17 protein-coding genes are annotated in these 19,686 nt (G+C 54.4%); all 17 read left to right on the plus strand.

Annotated features, from left to right (window positions below; all coding sequences use genetic code 11):
* Positions 1-56 precede the first annotated feature (56 nt).
* Positions 57-1,841, plus strand: coding sequence for a V-type ATP synthase subunit A (locus tag CEE36_10760; GenBank protein TKJ38011.1), 1,785 nt, complete (start codon positions 57-59; stop codon positions 1,839-1,841).
* The gene (locus CEE36_10765) at positions 1,838-3,313 is read left to right on the plus strand and encodes a V-type ATP synthase subunit B (GenBank protein ID TKJ38012.1); all 1,476 of its coding nucleotides are present in this window, start codon (positions 1,838-1,840) and stop codon (positions 3,311-3,313) included. Before CEE36_10760 ends, CEE36_10765 begins: the two co-directional genes overlap by 4 nt.
* Entirely contained in the window at positions 3,303-3,920 is a 618-nt protein-coding gene (locus CEE36_10770) for a V-type ATP synthase subunit D (protein ID TKJ38013.1), read from the plus strand. Before CEE36_10765 ends, CEE36_10770 begins: the two co-directional genes overlap by 11 nt.
* Before the next feature lies 1 nt (position 3,921).
* Entirely contained in the window at positions 3,922-4,254 is a 333-nt protein-coding gene (locus CEE36_10775; GenBank protein TKJ38014.1) for a hypothetical protein, read from the plus strand.
* Positions 4,220-5,512, plus strand: a complete 1,293-nt coding sequence (locus CEE36_10780; GenBank protein TKJ38015.1) for a histidine--tRNA ligase — start codon at positions 4,220-4,222, stop codon at positions 5,510-5,512. The genes CEE36_10775 and CEE36_10780 overlap by 35 nt, the downstream gene beginning before the upstream one ends.
* A 12-nt stretch (positions 5,513-5,524) precedes the next feature.
* A complete protein-coding gene (locus CEE36_10785) occupies positions 5,525-6,283 on the plus strand; it encodes a sporulation initiation inhibitor Soj (GenBank protein TKJ38016.1) in 759 nt (252 codons plus the stop codon).
* Positions 6,270-7,112 carry a hypothetical protein gene (locus CEE36_10790; GenBank protein TKJ38017.1) on the plus strand — a complete coding sequence of 281 codons (843 nt, stop codon included), beginning with the start codon at positions 6,270-6,272 and terminating at the stop codon, positions 7,110-7,112. The genes CEE36_10785 and CEE36_10790 overlap by 14 nt, the downstream gene beginning before the upstream one ends.
* On the plus strand, positions 7,109-8,140 hold the full coding sequence (locus tag CEE36_10795) for a hypothetical protein (GenBank protein TKJ38018.1): 1,032 nt from the start codon (positions 7,109-7,111) through the stop codon (positions 8,138-8,140). Before CEE36_10790 ends, CEE36_10795 begins: the two co-directional genes overlap by 4 nt.
* Positions 8,128-9,144: a hypothetical protein gene (locus CEE36_10800; GenBank protein ID TKJ38019.1), complete on the plus strand. Its 1,017-nt coding sequence runs from the start codon at positions 8,128-8,130 to the stop codon at positions 9,142-9,144. Before CEE36_10795 ends, CEE36_10800 begins: the two co-directional genes overlap by 13 nt.
* A complete protein-coding gene (locus CEE36_10805; protein ID TKJ38020.1) occupies positions 9,141-10,067 on the plus strand; it encodes a hypothetical protein in 927 nt (308 codons plus the stop codon). The genes CEE36_10800 and CEE36_10805 overlap by 4 nt, the downstream gene beginning before the upstream one ends.
* Positions 10,064-10,894 (plus strand): hypothetical protein, encoded by an 831-nt coding sequence (locus tag CEE36_10810; protein TKJ38021.1) that lies wholly within the window; start codon positions 10,064-10,066, stop codon positions 10,892-10,894. The genes CEE36_10805 and CEE36_10810 overlap by 4 nt, the downstream gene beginning before the upstream one ends.
* Entirely contained in the window at positions 10,887-11,237 is a 351-nt protein-coding gene (locus CEE36_10815; protein TKJ38022.1) for a cell shape determination protein CcmA, read from the plus strand. Before CEE36_10810 ends, CEE36_10815 begins: the two co-directional genes overlap by 8 nt.
* 5 nt (positions 11,238-11,242) lie before the next feature.
* The gene (locus tag CEE36_10820) at positions 11,243-12,943 is read left to right on the plus strand and encodes a hypothetical protein (protein ID TKJ38023.1); all 1,701 of its coding nucleotides are present in this window, start codon (positions 11,243-11,245) and stop codon (positions 12,941-12,943) included.
* 8 nt (positions 12,944-12,951) lie between these two features.
* Positions 12,952-13,689, plus strand: a complete 738-nt coding sequence (fabG, locus tag CEE36_10825) for a 3-oxoacyl-[acyl-carrier-protein] reductase (GenBank protein ID TKJ38024.1) — start codon at positions 12,952-12,954, stop codon at positions 13,687-13,689.
* A gap of 16 nt (positions 13,690-13,705) precedes the next feature.
* A complete protein-coding gene (locus CEE36_10830) occupies positions 13,706-16,903 on the plus strand; it encodes a hypothetical protein (GenBank protein ID TKJ38025.1) in 3,198 nt (1,065 codons plus the stop codon).
* 79 nt (positions 16,904-16,982) lie between these two features.
* On the plus strand, positions 16,983-19,202 hold the full coding sequence (locus CEE36_10835; GenBank protein TKJ38026.1) for a hypothetical protein: 2,220 nt from the start codon (positions 16,983-16,985) through the stop codon (positions 19,200-19,202).
* 210 nt (positions 19,203-19,412) lie between these two features.
* A partial coding sequence (locus tag CEE36_10840) for a hypothetical protein (GenBank protein TKJ38027.1) occupies positions 19,413-19,686 on the plus strand: 274 nt, incomplete at its 3' end.

Genomic DNA, 19,686 nt, shown 5'->3' on the forward strand with positions numbered 1-19,686 from the left:
CGGGTAAGAGAACTCATAAAAAAGGCAATAGGAGTGGACGTCTACTTGGAGGTTAAGTGAACAGAGCCGAAGATGTCGGTCGCATCCTGAAGGTCTCAGGTCCCTTGGTTGTTGCCGAGGGCATGGGCACATCACGGATGTATGACGTGGTAAAGGTTTCGGAAAAGCGTTTGGTCGGAGAGATCATCGGCCTTGAGGGCGAGCGGGTATCCATCCAGGTATACGAGGACACGGGCGGAATAGGTCCTGGTGAGCCGGTCTATCCTACCCACGAGCCCTTGTCGGTGGAGCTCGGTCCTGGACTGGTGGCGGCCATCTACGATGGTATTCAGCGCCCGCTTTCAGATATCGCTGCCCGGACAGGATCGTTCATCTCACGCGGCGTCGAAATCCCCGCTCTTTCCCGTAAGAAGAAATGGAACTTTGTGCCGCAGGTCAAGAAAGGTGACAAGGTTACGGCCGGTGATATTCTGGGAACGGTCTCCGAGACGGTTCTCATCGAGCACCGAATCATGGTTCCCCCCGATCTTACTGGCGAGATCGCCGAGATCAGGAAAGGTTCCTTCACGGTCGAAGATACCGTCGCTGTCATCAAGGATAAAGATGGAAAGAAAATCAACCTCACCATGATGCAGCGCTGGCCGGTGCGACGCCCTCGTCCTTACAAGCGCAAGCACGCACCGCACGAGATTATCTCCACAGGACAGCGGGTTATCGACACCTTCTACCCCCTGGGCAAGGGCGGGACGGCGTGTGTTCCAGGCCCGTTCGGGTCAGGCAAGACCGTTATCCAGCACCAGCTTGCAAAATGGGCGGACGCTGAGGTGATCATCTATGTGGGCTGCGGGGAGCGCGGCAACGAGATGACCGACGTTCTGATCGAATTCCCAGAGTTAGCCGATCCCAAGTCGGGCGAGCCTTTGATGAAGCGCACCGTTTTGATCGCCAACACCTCCAACATGCCTGTGGCCGCGCGCGAGGCCTCGGTCTACACCGGCATCACCATCGCTGAGTATTTCCGCGATATGGGCTACTCGGTAGCCCTTATGGCCGACTCCACCTCCCGCTGGGCCGAGGCGATGCGCGAGATCTCAGGCCGTCTGGAGGAGATGCCGGGCGAGGAAGGCTATCCTGCATACCTTTCAGCCCGCATCGCCGAGTTCTACGAGCGTGCAGGACTGGTCTCCTGCCTTGGTTCTGATGACCGCCGCGGTGCCTTATCCGTGATCGGGGCGGTATCCCCTCCGGGCGGCGACCTTTCAGACCCTGTGGTTCAGGCGACCCTGCGCGTGGTCAAGGTCTTCTGGTCACTTGAGGCGAATCTGGCGTATGCCAGGCACTTCCCGGCCATCTCGTGGCTCCGCTCCTACTCGCTGTACACCCCCTCGGTTGCTGAATCCGTCCGTGAGACCCTGGGTGCGAAGTTTCTTGAAGACTCAAAAGAGGCGATGCGGCTCCTGCAGGAAGAGGATGAGCTTGCCGAGATTGTTCGCTTGATCGGAATCGACGCGCTCTCGCCCAAGGAGCGGCTCATCATGGAGGCGGCGCGCTCCATCCGCGAGGACTTTTTGCACCAGAACGCCTTCCACGAGATCGACACCTACGCAAGCCTTAGCAAACAGGCGAAGATGCTTTCAGCAGTGCTTCGCTACTACCGGGAGGCCCGTAAGGCGCTTGATGCCGGTGCGGATCTGGACGACCTCATCGAACTGCCGGTTCGTGAAAAGATTGCACGCACCAGATACATACCGGAGGGAGACCGGGAGCGGATACCAAAGATCGAGGAGGAAGTTGTTGAAGCCATCTCTTCCCTCAAGAGGAAGGAGGAGGTGACCTCATGACTCCCCAGAAAACACCCTCAACAAAAACTGAGAAGACGGCATCCAAACAGAAGCTAAGAGGGATTATTGATTACCAGACCATCACCTCGGTCTCCGGCCCCCTGCTTCTGGTTGAGGGGGTTGAAGGCGTCAAGTACGAGGAACTGGTGGAGATCTTCCTGCCTTCAGGTGAACGCCGTAGGGGGCGTGTCCTTGAAGTAGATAAGGACAAGGCACTTATTCAGGTGTTTGAGGGTTCGGCTGGTATCGAGATAGGCCAGACAAGGGTGCGCTTCCTGGGTAAGGGTATTACCTTGGGCGTTTCTGAAGAACTTCTGGGCCGCGTCTTCGATGGACTCGGTCGCCCCCGCGATGGCTCTCCTCCTTTGATCCCTGAAGAGTTCCGCGACATCAACGGCCTGCCCATCAATCCCTACGCGCGCAGCTACCCGAACGAGTTCATCCAGACCGGCATCTCCTGCATCGACGGTCTGAACACCTTGGTTCGCGGCCAGAAGCTGCCCCTGTTTTCCGGCTCCGGTCTTCCTCACAACCGGATGGCCGCGCAGATCGTGCGGCAGGCAAGGATCCTTGGCGCAGAGGAGGAGTTCGCGGTGGTGTTCGGCGCCATGGGCATCACCTTTGAGGAGGCGCAGTTCTTCATCGACGACTTCCGCCGCACCGGTGCTCTGGAGCGTGCGGTGCTGTTTCTAAACTTGGCAGACGACCCGGCGATCGAGCGTATCGCTACGCCTCGAGTTGTCTTTACCGCTGCCGAATATCTTGCCTTTACAAAGGACTACCACGTTCTGGTGATCCTTACCGACATCACAAACTACTGCGAGGCCCTGCGTGAGATCTCTGCTGCCCGCAAGGAGATCCCGGGCAGGCGCGGCTACCCCGGCTATCTTTATACCGATCTCGCCACCATCTACGAACGCTCGGGCCGCATCAAAGGTTCGGAGGGTTCTATAACCCTGATCCCCATCCTCACCATGCCAGAGGACGACAAGACCCATCCCATCCCTGACCTTACCGGTTACATCACCGAGGGGCAGATTATCCTCTCACGAACACTCCACCACAAGAACGTCTCACCGCCTGTGGATGTGCTTCCGTCCCTTTCCCGACTTAAGGACAAAGGGATCGGGGCGGGAAAGACCCGTGAGGACCACGCCGACCTCTTTAACCAGCTATATGCGGCCTACGCACGCGGCAAGGAGGCGGCCGAGCTTGCGGTGATTCTGGGCGAGGCCGCTTTGACCGACATCGATAAGCAGTTCATGGGCTTCGCCGAGTCCTTTGAGCGCCGCTACGTATCTCAGGACGAATACGAGGATCGAACCATCGAGGAGACCCTTGATCTGGGCTGGGAGCTTTTGATCATGCTTCCCCGTGCCGAGATGAAGCGCGTGCGAGATGAGTATCTCGAAAAGTATTATGACAAGACGGCGGCCAAGCTCAAGAAGTCGGAGGAGAAGCATGCGTCTTAACGTTAACGCTACTCGCATGGAACTCCTCAAACTGCGCCGCAGATTAGCTATCGCCGAGCGGGGATACAAACTCCTAAAAGACAAGCTCGAGGAGCTTATGCGCAACGTATACTCGTTGGTGGATGAGATCAGGGATATGCGTAGAGAGGTGGAGGCATCACTCCGAAAAGCCTCTGCCCGATATGCCTTGGCCAAGGCTCAGCGCGATCGGCGGGCTACAGACATCGCCACCTCACTTCCTGCGGTGAAGCTTTCCATCGAAGCGGGCACCCGCCGCATCCTGAACGTGAAGGTCCCTATCTTCAAGCCGAAACTTCAAGGCCGCATCCGCTGTTACGGATTCCTTGAGACCTCAGGTGAGCTGGATTTGGCCTTACAGTCTCTCTATGCGGTTTTGGAGAAGATGGTACTTTTAGCCGAGAAGGAGAAGGCGCTTGAGCTTTTGGCCTCCGAGATCGAGCGTACCCGCCGCCGGGTCAACGCGCTCGAATATGTGGTTATACCCAATACCGCCGAGACCATCTCCTTCATCAAACTCAAGCTCTCCGAGATGGAGCGCGGAAACCTTACGCGGCTCATGCGCATCAAGGAGATCATAAGGGGATAGGATGCGGCGTTATTACATCTACCTTATCGTGTGGGGGCTTTTCTTGATCGCCCTTTCCTTCATTCCAGGTAGAGAAGCCCTGCCTCAGAAGTTCCCGCTGGATAAGGTGCTTCATGCCGTCGCTTTCGGTTATCTCGGATACCTCTCCGCCCGATCCTTAGGGTGGTGGGGACTTTTGATAGCCCTTGTTTTCGGCGCGGCCAGCGAGTTCCTGCAGTTCCTCGCACCTCAGAGGAATGTTGCTGTGCTTGATCTTGCGGCCAACGAGGCAGGCATCGTCGCTGGATTCTTTATAGGATTTGCAAGGAGGAGACGTGCGCTACGAGCGGGTTAAAGGCACGCGAGACGTCCTGCCGCGCGAGGCATTAGCGAGGCGGGAGTTGGAACAGCTGGTATATAACAGATTCAGCCGTGCCGGATTCCTTCCAATCCTTCCACCTACCTTTGAGAGAGCAGAGCTCTACCAGCACTCCACAGGCGAGGCCTCGGACATCGTGATCAAGGAGATGTACCGGTTTGCCGACATGGGAGGACGCGATCTGGCACTGCGACCTGAAGGCACGCCGTCGGTGATGCGGGCTATCCTTGAGAATCACCTTAAGATTCCCATCCGGCTCTGGTATTCGATGACTATGTTCCGCCAGGACAAGCCGCAGAAGGGCAGATATAGAGAGCATACCCAGATAGGTGCCGAGATCGTGGGCGAGGCAGAGCCTGAGGCCGACGTGGAGCTCATCAAGCTCGGCTACGATCTTTTTACCGAGATGGGGATTAAGGGGATGTATCTGGAGCTTAATACCATCGGTTGCCGCGAGTGCAGGCCCGGCTATACCGAGAAGCTGACTCAATTTCTCACAGAACACCAGAAGGAACTCTGTGAGGACTGCAAGGTACGCATGCAACGCAACCCCTTGCGGGTATTCGACTGCAAGGTTGCCAGCTGCCAGGAGGTTCTGAAGTCCACTCCATCTCAGCGTGCCTACCTCTGTCAGGGGTGTAAGGAACACTTTGATGCAGTGAAGAAGGGCCTTGGGCGGTTCTCGATTCCCTTCGGAGAGAACGAGCGAATGGTTCGGGGGCTCGACTACTACTCCAGAACGGTGATCGAGTTCAAGTCCACGCTTCTTGGTGCTCAGGATACGCTATGCGGCGGCGGTCGTTACGACTACCTTGCCGAAGAGCTTGGCGGTCCACCCACCCCTGCAACAGGCTTTGCCTTCGGCATCGAGCGCGCACTCCTTACCAGCAGGGGAGAGGATATATTTGAGTTCTCCGGGGCATCCATCCCGCTTTTAGTCCTTCCTCTGGGTGATAAAGCAGCGGCTTACGCTCTCGAACTCATCTTCAAGCTGCGCCAGGCAGGGATCTCTGTTCAGGCCGAGTTCCGCTCCGGTGGGCTTTCCAGAAAGCTCAAGCGCGCCGATGCACGCAACGCAGAAAGGGTGCTGATCGTTGGTGAGGACGAGATCGCCAAGGCTCGATTTATCCTGCGAGACATGCACACCGGCGAACAGAAAGAGATGACGTTTGAGGAGCTTCTCAGCCTCCACGAGCTCAAGGGACCCTCTTTATTGACAAACGGTGAGGATTAAATAACATAACCGATGAGGCGGATCTCAATCGTCAATCAGAAGGGCGGAGTTGGAAAGACCACCACCGCGATCAACCTCTCGGCAGCACTTGCGGTTGCAGAGAAGCACGTGCTTCTGGTTGATGCCGATGCTCAGACCAACGCCACCTCGGGCCTTGGGATAGACAGCCGCGAGCTTGAGCTTTCCACATACGAGGTATTGAACGAACCTGGCCGCGTGCGTGAGGCTATCCGTCCAACCGCCGTCAGGTTCCTGGATATCATCCCCGCTTCTATTGATCTGGCAGGGCTTGAGATCGAACTCGTGGACACCGAGCTGCGCGCCTCAAGGTTGCGTGAGGCGGTTGCGCCCCTGGATTCTCAATACGACTACATCATCATGGACGCACCGCCCTCATTGGGGCTTTTGACCGTGAACGCTCTGGTTGCCGCTGAAGGTGTGCTTATACCTGTTCAGTGCGAGTACTACTCGCTTGAAGGTATAGGCAAGCTGCTGGATACCCTGAATCGGGTGCGTTTCTCACTTAATCCCGGGCTTGAGATATTCGGGGTGCTCCTGACCATGTACGACGTGCGCACCAACCTCTCCGAGCAGGTGGCAGAAGAGGTCCGCAAGTATTTTCAAGATAAGGTTTTTGACACCGTAATTCCCCGCAACGTGCGACTTGCCGAGGCACCCAGCTTCGGCCAGACCATCCTTCACTACGACATCAACTCCCGCGGCGCGCAAGCCTATCTGGAGCTTGCAAGCGAGGTGATTGGCCGTGGCTAGGAAGGCTTTGGGCAAGGGTATAGACGCCCTTATCCCAGCTGCACCAAGAGAAGCGAAAGGGGAGGCCCTTAGGATACCGATCAAGCTTATCGCCACCAACCCATATCAGCCCCGCAAGATATCAGGCCAGGAGCTCTCCGAGCTTGCCGCGTCCATCAAGGAACACGGTATGCTTCAGCCCATCGTGGTCAGGCGCAAAGGCACGAGCTACCAGCTTCTGGTCGGTTCAAGACGCCTGAAGGCGGCAGAGCTTGCAGGCCTTGCCGAAATCCCGGCAATCATCCGAAAGGCTACTGATCGCCAGATGCTTGCCCTGGCTCTGGTTGAGAACCTGCAGCGTGAAGACCTCAATCCAATAGAGGCAGCGCTCGCCTACAGGAAGCTCGCGGATGAGTTCGGGATGAGCCAGGAGGATGTGGCCAAGGTGGTGGGAAAGGATCGCTCGACCGTGGCCAATACCCTCAGGCTTCTGGGGCTTCCGCGCAAGGCCAGAAAGTTACTTGAGGAAGACCGCATTACCGAAGGTCATGCCCGTGCACTCCTTCAGATCGCATCGGTATCGCTTGTAGACAAGCTCTGCGACCGCATCGTAGCCGAGGGTCTTACCGTGAGGGCGGTGGAGCAGATAGCGCGCTCGGCGGCAAAGGTCAAGATGCCACAGCGGCGCAAAAGAAAGGACGCTATTGCCGCGGCTGCTGAGGAGCTTATCAGTGAGAAGCTGGGTATCAAGGTGCGGGTGGTGCGAAGCCGGAAAGGAGGAAAGATCGAGCTGCGCTACGCCAACGAGGACGAGCTTAATCGTCTTCTGGAGTGGTTCCGATCCAGATGAATCGCGAGCTACTCTTTGATCTTTTGCAGATCCCCTCACCTTCAGGTCACGAGGAGCGTATGAAGGCGTTTCTCGTCAAATACCTTGACGTTCATGGAATCAAAGCGCAAGACCTTGGCCCTGCAGGTCTTTCCTGGGGGTTGGGAGAGGGCGATAAGCTTGCCTTCTTCTCAGCGCACGTCGATCAGGTTGCCTTCGTAGCGGATCGCATCGATGACGAGGGCTACATCTATCTTAAGATGCCTGGTATAGATCCCAGGATCGCTCCTTCTCAGGAGCTCACGGTCTGGGGTAAGCGTGAACTCGTAGGGGTAGTGGGGATGCGGCCGCCTCATTTCCTTTCAGAAGAGGAACAAAAGGCCCCCATACCTTCCGAGAAGCTCTATGTGGACGTGGGATTACCTGGAGAAGAGGTTAAGAGGCTTGTGCCTGTGGGCACTGTCTGCACATGGCGGCTTGAGCCTGCAGGCCTCCTTGGTTCACGGGTCACAGGGGTGGGGCTTGACAATAAGGCCGGTGTCTTCCTCGCGCTGCTTGTGACCGAGGCACTTGGTTCAAAAAAACTTCCCGGACGCCTGCGATTCTTTGCATCCACCCAGGAGGAAGGGGTGATGTTCGGTGCTGGATTTGCAGGTCGAAGCGCCTACAAATCAGGTGAATCCGTTTTGTTCGCCGTGGTCGTTGACACTACCTTTGGGACTGACCACGAGGTGAAGGACTCCGCCTTCCCTCTGGGCAAGGGGTCTGTACTGGGTGTGGGACCGATCCTATCAAGATCGCACCTGGCTACTATGCGAAACATCGCATCAGAGCTTTCCATACCCTACTCGCTCGAGCCCTTAACCCGCTCCACCGGAACCGAGGCAGATGTCTTGAGCATTTCAGGGAAGGGAATCCCCACGATCCTTCTTTCCATTCCCCTTCGCAACATGCACTCTCCGGTTGAGGTTGTTGATCTGGACGATGTGGAGTCATCGCTCAAGCTCCTCAGTGCAGCGCTTCAAAGGGAGGATCTATGGAGCTCCTGAAGCAACTCTGTGATGCTCCAGGCGTGTCTGGTCACGAGGATGCGGTGCGCGAGATCCTGATCAAGGCGGTCGGCTCATACGCCGAGTCGGTGCACGTTGATTCCTTAGGCAATCTCTTTATGACCAAGGGAAAGGGCAAGAAAGGCCCTCATCTCATGTTCACCGCCCACACCGACGAAGTCGGCCTGATGGTTGAACGCATCGATGAGCAAGGTTTTATAAAGTTTATGACCTTGGGCGGGGTCGATCCACGCGTTCTTCCTGCAAAGAGGGTGAGGATAGGCAAAGGAGGTATCCCAGGGGTGATCGGTATAAAGCCCTTGCACCTTTCAGACAAGGAAGAATCGAAGAAGGTTATGCCCATCTCCGATCTTCGCATCGACATAGGGGCTTCCTCCAAGGATCAGGCGGAGCGCTTTGTTGATGTTGGCGATCCGATCTGGTTCGATACCCTCTTCGAGCAGCAAGGCGATATCCTGAAGGCTAAGGCGTTCGACGACCGTGCCGGATGCTATATGCTGACTGAGTTAATAAAGCATGAGTTCCGCTTCCCAGCAACCTTTGTCTGGAGTGTTCAGGAGGAGATGGGGCTTCGCGGCGCACGTGTGGCAACGACCAGGGTTCGGCCTGACATCATGATCGTCCTTGAAGGAACCGGTGCCTGCGATCTCCCTACGGACGCAGATGTTGCACGCAGACCTTTCCTGGGCAAGGGGCCGGCGATTACCATCCTTGACAGGACGGTGGTTGCCAATGAGCGTCTGGTTGAGCTTCTATGCCGGAGTGCTGATCATGAGGGCATTCCCTGGCAGTTTAAGCGTCCTCTGGTAGGTGGCACGGACGCCGGAGCCGCTGTCCGGGTTAAAGCCTTGCACGCCGCGGTCGTAGCCATACCTGCCCGCTACATACACACACCGGTTGCATTAGCTCACCTCAAGGATATAATAAACACAATAGAGTTGGTTAAGGCCGCCGCGGAGCGACTGCGAGAGGTTAAATTGTGAATAAAGAAGTTTTGCAGGAGTTATGCAGGGTTTTCGGGCCAACCGGTCGGGAGTCAAGGGTTGCAGAGATCGTGAGGGCTCATCTCGAGGGGTTGAATCTCGAAGTTTACGCAGATGCCTTGGGTAATGTGATCGCTCGTAAGGGAGATGGGCCTTACCCGGTCTTCTGCACCCATCTTGATCAGCCCGGCTGGGTTGTTGAACATCGTGATAAGAAGGGATTCCTGCACCTTAAGTCGGTTCCTGCGGATGAAAAACTGGGTGAAGGATGGGCAGTTGATGAAGGAGGCAATCGTTACCGTGTGTTTAAGGAATCTGATGGGAAATCCTGGCGTGCGGAAAGCCTGGTCGATGGCGAGGGTGAGATGGGCACATTCCTTGTGCCCAAAGCAGAATTTGAAGAATCAAAAGGTGCTTACTTCGCTACTGCGCTTGCCGATCGAGTAGGAGCGGCACTTCTCCTCGATATAGCAGGCAAGGCAAACAAAGGGAATCAGGCAGTGGCTTTGGTGTGTTACACCGGCAGACACCTGAAATTTACAGGACTTACTGCTGCGTTGGAGGATCTTGATATCGAACGTCTCTATCTTATTGAGGCCCTGCCCTGTGATGAGGGTAATGAGGGTTACTCGCTTGGGGAGGGCCCGGTTATCTTACTGCGAACCCAGCACAGCGTCGCACCGTCTTTGTGGGTAGATGAGGTTGCCAAGATTGCTTCTGATATCGGTATCAAGTTTCAGAAGGGACTTGTCTCAGATGGGGAGAGTGCTGCTGATACCTTAGCCAGAACTGGGATCCAGGCGATTACTTTGGGGATGGGCGTACGTTACTCCGGTTCACGTATAGAACGTGTCGAAGGCTCTGACTGTGAGGCCTTGAGTAAACTTCTTCAAGGGTTGGCAAAAGGCAAGGTGAGGTCATGACTCCAAGAATCCCCAAGCGTGTCTCGATCCACGTTACTACAAGTCACTCTAACCGTTCGTTCGCTCGTACCTACTCGCTTTCTGCGGTAATAGCGATTCTTTCTGCTATAGGGGGATTTGTGTTAGGTGTGATTGCCATGCTGGTCTTCTCGCTCAAAACCTTCATAGATTGGGCAGAGGTGGAGTCGTTGCGTAACCGTACCGATCAGCTTGAGGGTGCCCTTGCCAGATTGCCTGAAGTTAAGCAGGAGCTTTTAGAGGGTAAGGAGGAACTGAAGCGCCTGCGGATAATGCTTGGGATAGAGAAGGCCCCGGATACGGTAGACTATACCAAGCTTGTCTTTGCCTACAAACCTATAATACCTCAGAGGGTCTCCGATACCCTTGATACATCCGATCTCGATTCCACCCAGATAGAGGAGGAGATAGAGGGTTTCTATCCCCAGGTTTTGCCCACGGTTGGATTTCGGGTTACTCGGCCCTTCTCAAAGCATCATCCTGGGATCGATTTTGCAACCTCGGAGGGGAAACCTGTTTTTGCCACAGCTGATGGGGTAGTAAGAGAGGTAGGCTACGATAGCCTTTACGGCAACTACCTTAAGATCCGTCATGGGAAGTACTATGAGACGTTCTATGGCCACCTTCAGTCGGCGATAGTGCGGAAGGGAGAAAGGGTTAAGATGAATCAGATAGTGGGTTACGTGGGTAATACTGGTCGTTCAAGCGCGCCGCATCTGCACTTTGAGGTGCGGCATAACGGAACCCCCATAGACCCCGCCAACCTCTTCGTCCTAAAACGAGAATACAAAGGAGGAGCATATGAGTAACAAAGAAGGCAAACTGGATACCTTGATTGGGAAAGACACGGTAATTACGGGAAACGTTAAGGCTAAGGGCAGCCTGCGGATTGACGGGGCGCTCGAAGGAAACATTACGGTCTCCGACACCTTTACTGCCGGTGAGAGTGCCCGCGTTAAAGGGGACATTCGTTGCAGGGATGCTTTCATTGGCGGAAGGATAGAGGGCAACATCTATTCGCAGGGCAAGGTGGAGATGCACGCCGGCGCTAACCTTGTTGGTGATGTGACTTGCAAGGGACTTGTGATCCAGGATAACGTCTTCTTTGAAGGTCGCTGCAGTATGAAGGAGAAGGAGCAGCCTAAGAAGTAACCTGTATGCACTTATTTGGGGCTATAGTTGCATTCCTGTGGTTGATGCCGCCGCGAGCCGGGGTCGAGCTTTCGGATGAGGCTTGGGAGCGGTATCGCGAGTTGGGATTGAACCGGTATCAAGCCATACTACCTGCACCATCCGAGGATAGGAGGGTACTTGTGGTTGAAGGGCCGAAGCGCTTCCCTGTAGTGTTGATGGAGTATACCGATGTGGAAGCCACCTATGACGACGAAGATTTTCAGCGGATGCTTTTCGATGGCCCCTGGGATCCGGGCACCGCTCATGAGTACTACGATGAGGTCTCATACGGCAGGGTTGACGTTCAAGGTCAGGTTTACGGGCCTTACGAGTCAGATCACTCATCAACCTACTATGTGAACAATAAATCTGGACTTGGAGATTACCCTCGATGCGCCGGTTTGTTGGTTTGGGAGGCATGTGAGAAATCGGATCCTTATGTCGATTACTCTCTCTATGACAACGACGGCGACGGCTACGTTGATATCTTTACCGTAATCCACGTTGGCTATGGTACTGAGGAAACCGGAGACTCCATCAACGACATATGGTCTCACGAGTTCTCGCTTTCAGGCTGGGAATACTACGGTGGGCCTGGGGTTTATGAGACCAACGATGGTGTTAAGATAGACGTCTACACCATGAACCCTGAGCTTTCCGATCCACCTCGGGACAAGATATCCAACATCGGTGTTTTCTGTCACGAGTGGGGGCACGGGTTCGGCCTGCCCGACCTTTATATAACTGATGGCATTAATGCAGGAAAAGCAGGTTTAGGCGACTTCTGCCTTATGGCTTCGGGTTCCTGGGCAGGGGATCCACCGGGTTCCTCTCCGGTTCATTTCTGCGCGTGGTGCAAGTACTTACTCGGCTGGGTTGAGCCGGAGGCGCTTGAGCGAGACAGATTAGAACTGGTCGAGAATGCAGGGTTTCCCACATCATCAGCGTCCCCTTCGGCCTACAGGATTTTTGCCAACCCTTCGGGTGTTGACTGGTCGTTTGAATCCGTGGGGCGAGGCGAGTATTTTCTTATAGAGAACCGCCGCAGGATCGGGTTCGATAAGGGCCTTCCGGGTGACGGGCTTCTGATACTTCACGTGGATGAATCAAAGGAAACCAACAGCGACCTTGAGAATCCCCTGGTCGGTATAATGCAGGCGGACGGTGATCCGGACTATCTCTTTACCTCCGGCGCTGGCAGGGCTTTGGATCTCTGGTCAGATGACACCTTCGGGTTCAACAACTCATCAATCCCCTCAAGCCGGTTCTACGACGGCGCTCCCTCAGGTGCATCGGTTACCGAGATATCTCCGGCGGATAGTGTGATGACGGCCAGACTGGAGATTGGTGTTGTGCTCCTGGGAAGGGTTTACTCCTATCCCAATCCCTTCAACGTTCACGAGCGCGATCGGGTAACCATCGTTTACGAGCCGACCGACGAGGAAAAGGCCGCTGACCAGTATCCGGATTTCAGGGTTCTTATCTATGACCTTGCCGGCAAACGGGTTAGAATCCTTGACGAAAGACCTACCGAGATAAGCCGCTACAGCCGGACCGCCTTCTGGGACGGCACGAACGATGCAGGAAGGCCGGTTGCCTCAGGGCTTTATTTCTATATAGTTGAGACCTTAGAGGGTTCAAGGGTGGTGGAGCGAAACAAAGCAAAGATGACCCTTTTGCGTTAGGAGGAGCTTTGAACGAAGAAAGACGAGCTTTGATTACCGGCGGGGCGGTAGGGATCGGGCGGGCCATTGCAGTCCAGTTGGCTAAATCCTATCCGGTTGTGCTCCTGGATCTGAACGAGGAAGGACTTACCGAGACTAAAGACCTGATTGAAAAAGAGGGGGGCAAGGCCCACTGCTACAAGGCCGACGTATCTTCCTTTGAAGAGATGACTGAGCTTGCCTCAAAAGTCGAGAAAGAAGAGGGGCCGATCACCATTATTGTCAACAATGCAGGCATCACCCGTGACACCCTTTTCATGCGCATGGACGCCGCTGCCTGGGAGTTGGTTCTCAAGGTGAACCTCACAGGCGCGTTCAACGTTTGCAAGGCTTTTCTGCGGCCCATGCTCAAGGCGCGCTGGGGACGCATAGTTAACATCTCATCTGTGGTTGCTCAGACTGGTAACGTTGGGCAGGCCAACTACGCCGCATCCAAGGCAGGACTCATAGGTTTTTCCAAATCCCTGGCAAGAGAGCTTGCCGCGCGAAATATCACAGTAAACTGCATAGCTCCAGGGTTTATCCAGACCCCTATGACCGATGTGCTCTCTGCGGATATAAAGGACGCCTATCTTACGCAGATTCCTCTTAAAAGATTCGGCACCCCTGAGGATGTGGCAAAGGCAGTGCGGTTCTTATGTTCAGATGACGCCTCCTACATCACCGGCCAGGTTATACGCGTGGATGGCGGGATGTTGACGGCATAAAGGGGCCATAGTCGAGATGACCGCGCTTCTGTTTCTTCTTATAGCCACCACACTGCGGGAGGATTTTGACCAGGCGGTGGCGGCCTATCGCAACGGTCTTTATGGCCCAACCCTCTACGCGATGGAGCAGCTGCTTCTGGAGCCGGAGTTCGACGCGGTGGACAGCGCTTTTTTACTTGCCGGGCAGTCCGCGTTTGAGCTTGCCCGTTACGACAAAGCGCTGCGCTATCTTGAGCGCCATCTTAGAGACGCCCCAGACCCTGCGCCGCAGGCGCTGGGGAAAGCGGTTATCTCGGCACTTGAACTGAATCAGGCGGGTAAGGCCTACTCCTTGTTTGCCGATTATCCTAGGTTTGAGCTTTCACAGGATGTAAAGTTGAGGTTGGCTTCCGAGCTTGAGGAGCGCAAGGAGTATGAGAAGGCGCGCGATCTATATAGGAGTATAGACGACCCTGACATCAGGCTGGTAGGAGCGAAGATGCTTCTTGCCGCCGGGCGCTACGATCTCTTGCGTGTCTATCTTGCCGATCTTGAGGAGACCTATCCTGAGGTTGCCGCCACCATCGCAGCCCTTCAGATCGAGGCCACGCTTTCACGCGGCGACAGCCTTTCCTCTCTTGAGGCAGGGCTTGCAATGGGAAGACCCTCCCAGATCGCGGCCCCCGAAGCCTACACCATTGGTAAGCTCTTCGAGGCTTTCGCGCTTTACGAAGATGCTTGCGAGTTTTACTCCTCGGCAGTCAATCAGCGCTGCTACGACGCACTTTTGCCGCTTTCGGAGTCCTTTGCCGCCCTGGGTAATAACCGAAGTGCAGCAAAGACATACGAGGAGGCTCAGAAGAGGCTTTCCTTTTCCTCATACGACCGTTCGCTTGAGGCACGGGTTCGCTTGCTTGCAGGCCAGGATTTCGATTCAAAGGCACTGGCCGAAGCAAAGTTTAGAACCTATGACGAGTACGTGCGTGCGCTTGAAATCCTGGCGGATAAAGAACATTATCCACTTTACGAACGTCTGCTTATCTCCTCTCCCTTTGTGCGTTCGGCGGAGATCCTTAGACGGGCAAGGCTGCTTGGTTCGCGGGAAAGGTTCGCAGAAGCTTTGGAGGTCTACGAAGATTACCTTGCACACGCACCGTTTGCTTCAGAACGCTCAGAGGCCTTCCGTGAGGCCGAGCTCCTGAGATACTTCGAGATTAAAGATGCAGAAGCGGCACTAAAGAAGCTTATCGCGGCAACAAGTTCTTCTGAAAAAGGCAAAGTCCTTTTTGAGGACGCCAAGGACTACGAGGGTGCGATTGCGTTCCTCGACACGGTCCCCACACCGCAGGCCTTTTACTACTCCGCATTATCTTACGAAAGGCTGTACCTCCGTGACGGCAAGGTGAAGTTTCTGGATCGGGCGAGGGAGCGTTATGAGAATCTTTACTGGCAGTTTCCTGAAAATCGACTGGTCGAGGACGCTTTATACCATCTTTTTGTTACCGAGATACGCGATCCCCTGAAGAAGGTCGACAGGGCGCTTGACTACCTTGACCACTACCCTGAAGGTAGCTACGCTGACGAGATAGGTTTCCTTCTTGGCTACGTTCAGCTTGCGCGTGGAGACACCTTGACTGCGCAGAGCGGTTGGGAGACGCTTTACCTTACACGTCCTCAAAGTCCTTACAACTACCCGGTGCTTTACGAACTTGCCCGGCTCTCACTTGCATCGCAAGATACAACCGATGCCGCTGCCAAGCTTTCCCTTATCCTCTCGGTGGCTCCGCACGATACCCTTTACTTCCTTGCCTGCCGTGAGCTGGCTATCCTGGAAGAAGCTCGTGGTCGCAACCTTGAAGCGTTAAGAATTTACCGCAAGATAGCAGAAGAACTCTCCACCTTGCCTGCAGACCTCTGGCAGCGCTCCCTTGATCTTATCTTTGCATTGAGACAGTACAACGAATTCGACAACTTCCAGGCAGCACTCCAGGACGCCGAGTACGACCAGGAGATCGAGTTCTTCAAGGAAGTGGCAAAGGTTGAGCGCAAGATGGCCAAGCCAGAGGACATTAAACATCTGTTGCACGCAAGACCGGCAGGACGCAAGGATTCCTATCTCTACTGGGCAGGCGTGGGCGCGGGTTTAATCGATCACCTCCGTCTGGGCAGGCATCTTTTGGAGCGGCTTACGAGAGAAGGCAAGAACGAGGATCTTATGGCAAAGGCGGAGTTCCTCCTAGCCCAGTATAAGATCGCTGGAGGGGAGGACTCAAGTGCGGTGGTTTCGTTGCGCAGGCTTCATACAAGAAATCCTGACGATACCTTGATTCTTGCCAAACTTGTCACCGCCCTTTATCGCTGTGGAGGGCTTGCGGAGGCCGATTCGCTCTGGCTGCGGCTTGATATTATGAGTGCAACCGATCAATCACCGCTTCTTTTGGGAAAGGTGGCGTATCTTTTGAATTCGGGTCGCATCCAGGAGGCGGACAGTGTGCTTGCAGCGCTTTCTAATGTGCGTGCGCTGTGGCAGAACGAGAACTTTGTATACTACAGTGGGGTTGCCGCTGCCAGGCAAGGGAGACTAGAAGACGCTATGGGGATCCTCAAAGGGTTTATCTCCGATTTCTCAAGAAGTGAGCTCTTGCCTGCGGTTTATTTCAAGTTAGGTTCGTTGTTTTACATGCAGCAGAAGTTTGACAGTTCCGCTTCCTATTACAGACATACGCTCACGGCACCTGACTTACGTCCGTTGGCGCTTGAAAACCTGGCTAAGATAGCACGCAGGCAGAAGGAGTGGGATAAGGCGCTTGAGTACTTTGAGATTCTGGCTGAAGAGGCCACATCCTCTGAAGAACGCGGGAAGTGGTACATGGAGCTTGGGGTTACAGCCTACTATGGCTCCAAGTTCTCTCAGGCGATCACCTACTTTGAGCGTGCAGCCCCGCTTGTGACCGAAGAACGCCCTCGGCTTCTCTACTGGACCGCGCGTTCTTACGCCGCGTTCGCTGATCCTGAGCGTCTTGAGAGGGCGGTTGCCTTGTTCCTGCAGTGCCATGAGGAGTTTCCCCAGGATCAATGGGGGCTTGAGAGCTGGTTCCAGGCTGGTGAGGGGTACATTCAGCTTGGACGCCCGGAGGATGCGAAGGTTATCTTTGCCGCTATCATCGCCGAGCGCGGTGAGAACGATCCCTTCGGGATGCGTGCCCAAACCGCACTGGAAAAGCTTCAGGAGTAATCTTAGGGTGAGATTTTTTAGTCTTTATGAGGGTTTTAGAATGTTTACGAAAGTCTTTAGCCTAACAAGGGGGTAGACGATGCTAGCTTTACTGCTTTATCTTATCTTGGGCATAAATTTGGATCAGGTTGAGTGGAGGAGTTTGCTCAACGCTAACCTTATCTACGATATTGCGCCTGTTGAGGACGGTGCGTGGTGCGCCACGAACGGCGGGGTACGGTTCTTTTCGCTTGCAGATTCCGCATTTACCCGCAGTTTTACCAACACCGACGGGCTTGCGCACAACGTTTGTCGAAGCCTGGCATTGGTTAGTTCAGGCGAGTTGTGGGTTGCCACGGAGGATGGATTGGCCCTGATCGATCCTGAGTCCGATCAAGCCTTACCTCATCCCCAGGTTGACGGCCCCGTCCTTTCGCTCGCCCTTAACGGGGACACACTTGCCGTTGGTACACCCAGCGGGGTATTCTTTATCTTAATGAGGGGTACGCCTGCTTTCTTGGATGATGATACCAGGATTCCCATCCCGCCCCTTGGCAACCGTTCTGCACCTAGGATGTGCTGGTTTAAGGGAGACCTATGGATAGGCTCAGATGAAGGGCTTATACGTTACATACCATCTACTGGATCCGTTGAAAGTTTTAGTATTACCAGCGGTTTGCTGTCTAAAGATATACGTGACCTTGATCCGGGAGATTCTCTGGATGTGTTGACATCCAAGGGGGTGTCGAGGTATGTGGAGTCGAGCGCTGCTTTTCACGACGTTTTTCTACTTCAGGATACCTTGCCTAAGGTTACTTCACTTGCGCATGCGGGCGATACGATTTATGTTACGTCCGCCTCAGGGACTGGCGTGTATAAACGGCTGTTTCGTTATCGCGAATCAGTTGATTCTTTGGAGACTTTGGGTTTCTGGATAGATACCCCTGCGGGTGTAAAATCTACCTGGGCCCGCCGCATGCAGGTGGTAGAGGTTGATGACTGGCGGCGTGTATGGATTGGCCTTGGTCAAGCAGGAGGCAACTGGGGTGATGGTCTTATAGTTTGGGATGGAGAATGGAGAGTGAGATGGGATGGGTCGCAAAGCTTCGATTGCTCTGGACTCAACTCCAACTTTATTTGGCATCTTCTGCTGGATGACCGTGATAATCTCTGGATGACTCATGGCACGCGCGGGGTGACGCGTTACTTTGAAGATGGGGAGGAGGGCTGGGAAAATCTTTATACTAACGATAGCATTCCCATTAACAACTCCACAAAGGTGAGCGCTGTTGACTCGAAGGGACGGATTGTGTTCGGTTCGTGGTGGTCAACAAACGGTGTTGTTCGTTACGACCCATCAACGGATGAGTGGGATGAGTATTCCTGGGGTGAGGGGGTGGATTTGAACATAATTGCTTGGCTGGCGGTAGATCCCCTGGATCGTATCTGGGTTTCTCACTTTAACGCTCAACAGATGAGTGTGCTTTCTTCAGATTTAACCGAACTGGCGGTTATCTCGTGGGCTTACGAGCCTGTATGGTCGCTTGAGTTTAATTCTTCAGGCACGGTGTGGGCCGGGACCGATGCCGGACTTGTGGCCTATCATCCACCGGATTTTACAGAGCAGCTTGAAGGTGGTGAGTTCGTGATTGAGGTTCCGATTCAGCAGGTGCGGGATATAGCATTGGATGGTTCTGGGGGTATATGGGGAGTCTCCCCTGAAGGGGCGTTTCACTGGACTCCTGACGAGACGGTGTGGTATAAGGACTCAAACTCGCCGATTCCTGAGAGCGATCTTGTTTCGGTTGATCGCGATCCCTGGGGGAGGATCTACCTCCTTTGCAAGAACGATGGGCTGGTAGTCTACGACCCTGCGGGTACCGCCTACGATACTTCTCGGGCGCTTTGGCAGTTTATCTCTTCATACAAGAGTCCGCTTATCCCAGGCTTTGAGTACAGCTGGCTTGACGTTGATCGGACCGGCCGTGTTGCGGTAGGGACGCTCGGGGGTGGGATCTCGCTTTTTGCTCTGCCTCCCTATACAGACTCGGTATCTGTCAAGGTATCGGTTTATCCAAATCCCTGCTATATTTCTTTAGGGCTACCTGTGCGTTTTACCCCGCTTGACGGGGCCAAAAGCGTTGTAATCTATACGATCTCAGGGGAAAGGGTTAGGGAGATTCCTGAAGCCGAGTTTTTGACCCTCCAGGGGGCGGCACAGGCGGAGTTGGACGTAAGCCGCATGGCCGCGGGCATTTACCTTGCGGTGATTCGCTTCCCCGACCGCGTCGAGCGTGTAAAGTTCGTTCTGCTGCGATAATTCTCCTACATACGACATAGGATTAGAAGCATAAGCCCGGAGTTCGGGCGGTTTAGAAATTCGATACCGCATTATAATATTAAATTTTAATTGTCTTCAAACCACTTGACAAAGTTCCCTTTTTCTTTACAATAGGCTTATGAGGAGGGTATTGGGGGAATACAGGAACCCCCGAATATCTAAAAACAAACCTAAACATAGGAGGACATCATGTCCAAAACAACAAAAGCGCTGCTCATCGCCGCGATAGCGGTGATGCTCGTAGGCGCTACAAGCGCTTACGGCTATTACGAACACTGGGACGGCTGGTTCAACTCAGGATACCTCACTTACGGCGACACCTATGACTATGTGTCAGGTGAAGGCGTGCTTCAGGACCGCACCTATGGTTCCGTCGATTCGTTTTTCGTCAACTTTGTAACTCCTTCTACCTTCACCTGCGAGAGTGGCGAATACGAGGGCTACTACATCATGCTTTGGCCGG

The sequence above is a fragment of the candidate division TA06 bacterium B3_TA06 genome (genome assembly GCA_005223075.1).
Lineage (GTDB): Bacteria > Hydrothermota > Tepidihabitantia > B3-TA06 > B3-TA06 > B3-TA06.

What these genes read in the sequence shown, in the direction of transcription:
- CEE36_10775 (TKJ38014.1), top strand. Translation starts at nt 3,922, where the DNA reads ATGCGGCGTTATTACATCTACCTTATCGTGTGGGGGCTTTTCTTGATC.
- CEE36_10815 (TKJ38022.1), top strand. Translation starts at nt 10,887, where the DNA reads ATGAGTAACAAAGAAGGCAAACTGGATACCTTGATTGGGAAAGACACG.
- CEE36_10820 (TKJ38023.1), top strand. Translation starts at nt 11,243, where the DNA reads ATGCACTTATTTGGGGCTATAGTTGCATTCCTGTGGTTGATGCCGCCG.
- CEE36_10800 (TKJ38019.1), top strand. Translation starts at nt 8,128, where the DNA reads ATGGAGCTCCTGAAGCAACTCTGTGATGCTCCAGGCGTGTCTGGTCAC.
- CEE36_10810 (TKJ38021.1), top strand. Translation starts at nt 10,064, where the DNA reads ATGACTCCAAGAATCCCCAAGCGTGTCTCGATCCACGTTACTACAAGT.
- CEE36_10765 (TKJ38012.1), top strand. Translation starts at nt 1,838, where the DNA reads ATGACTCCCCAGAAAACACCCTCAACAAAAACTGAGAAGACGGCATCC.
- CEE36_10830 (TKJ38025.1), top strand. Translation starts at nt 13,706, where the DNA reads ATGACCGCGCTTCTGTTTCTTCTTATAGCCACCACACTGCGGGAGGAT.
- CEE36_10835 (TKJ38026.1), top strand. Translation starts at nt 16,983, where the DNA reads ATGCTAGCTTTACTGCTTTATCTTATCTTGGGCATAAATTTGGATCAG.
- CEE36_10785 (TKJ38016.1), top strand. Translation starts at nt 5,525, where the DNA reads ATGAGGCGGATCTCAATCGTCAATCAGAAGGGCGGAGTTGGAAAGACC.
- CEE36_10770 (TKJ38013.1), top strand. Translation starts at nt 3,303, where the DNA reads ATGCGTCTTAACGTTAACGCTACTCGCATGGAACTCCTCAAACTGCGC.
- CEE36_10795 (TKJ38018.1), top strand. Translation starts at nt 7,109, where the DNA reads ATGAATCGCGAGCTACTCTTTGATCTTTTGCAGATCCCCTCACCTTCA.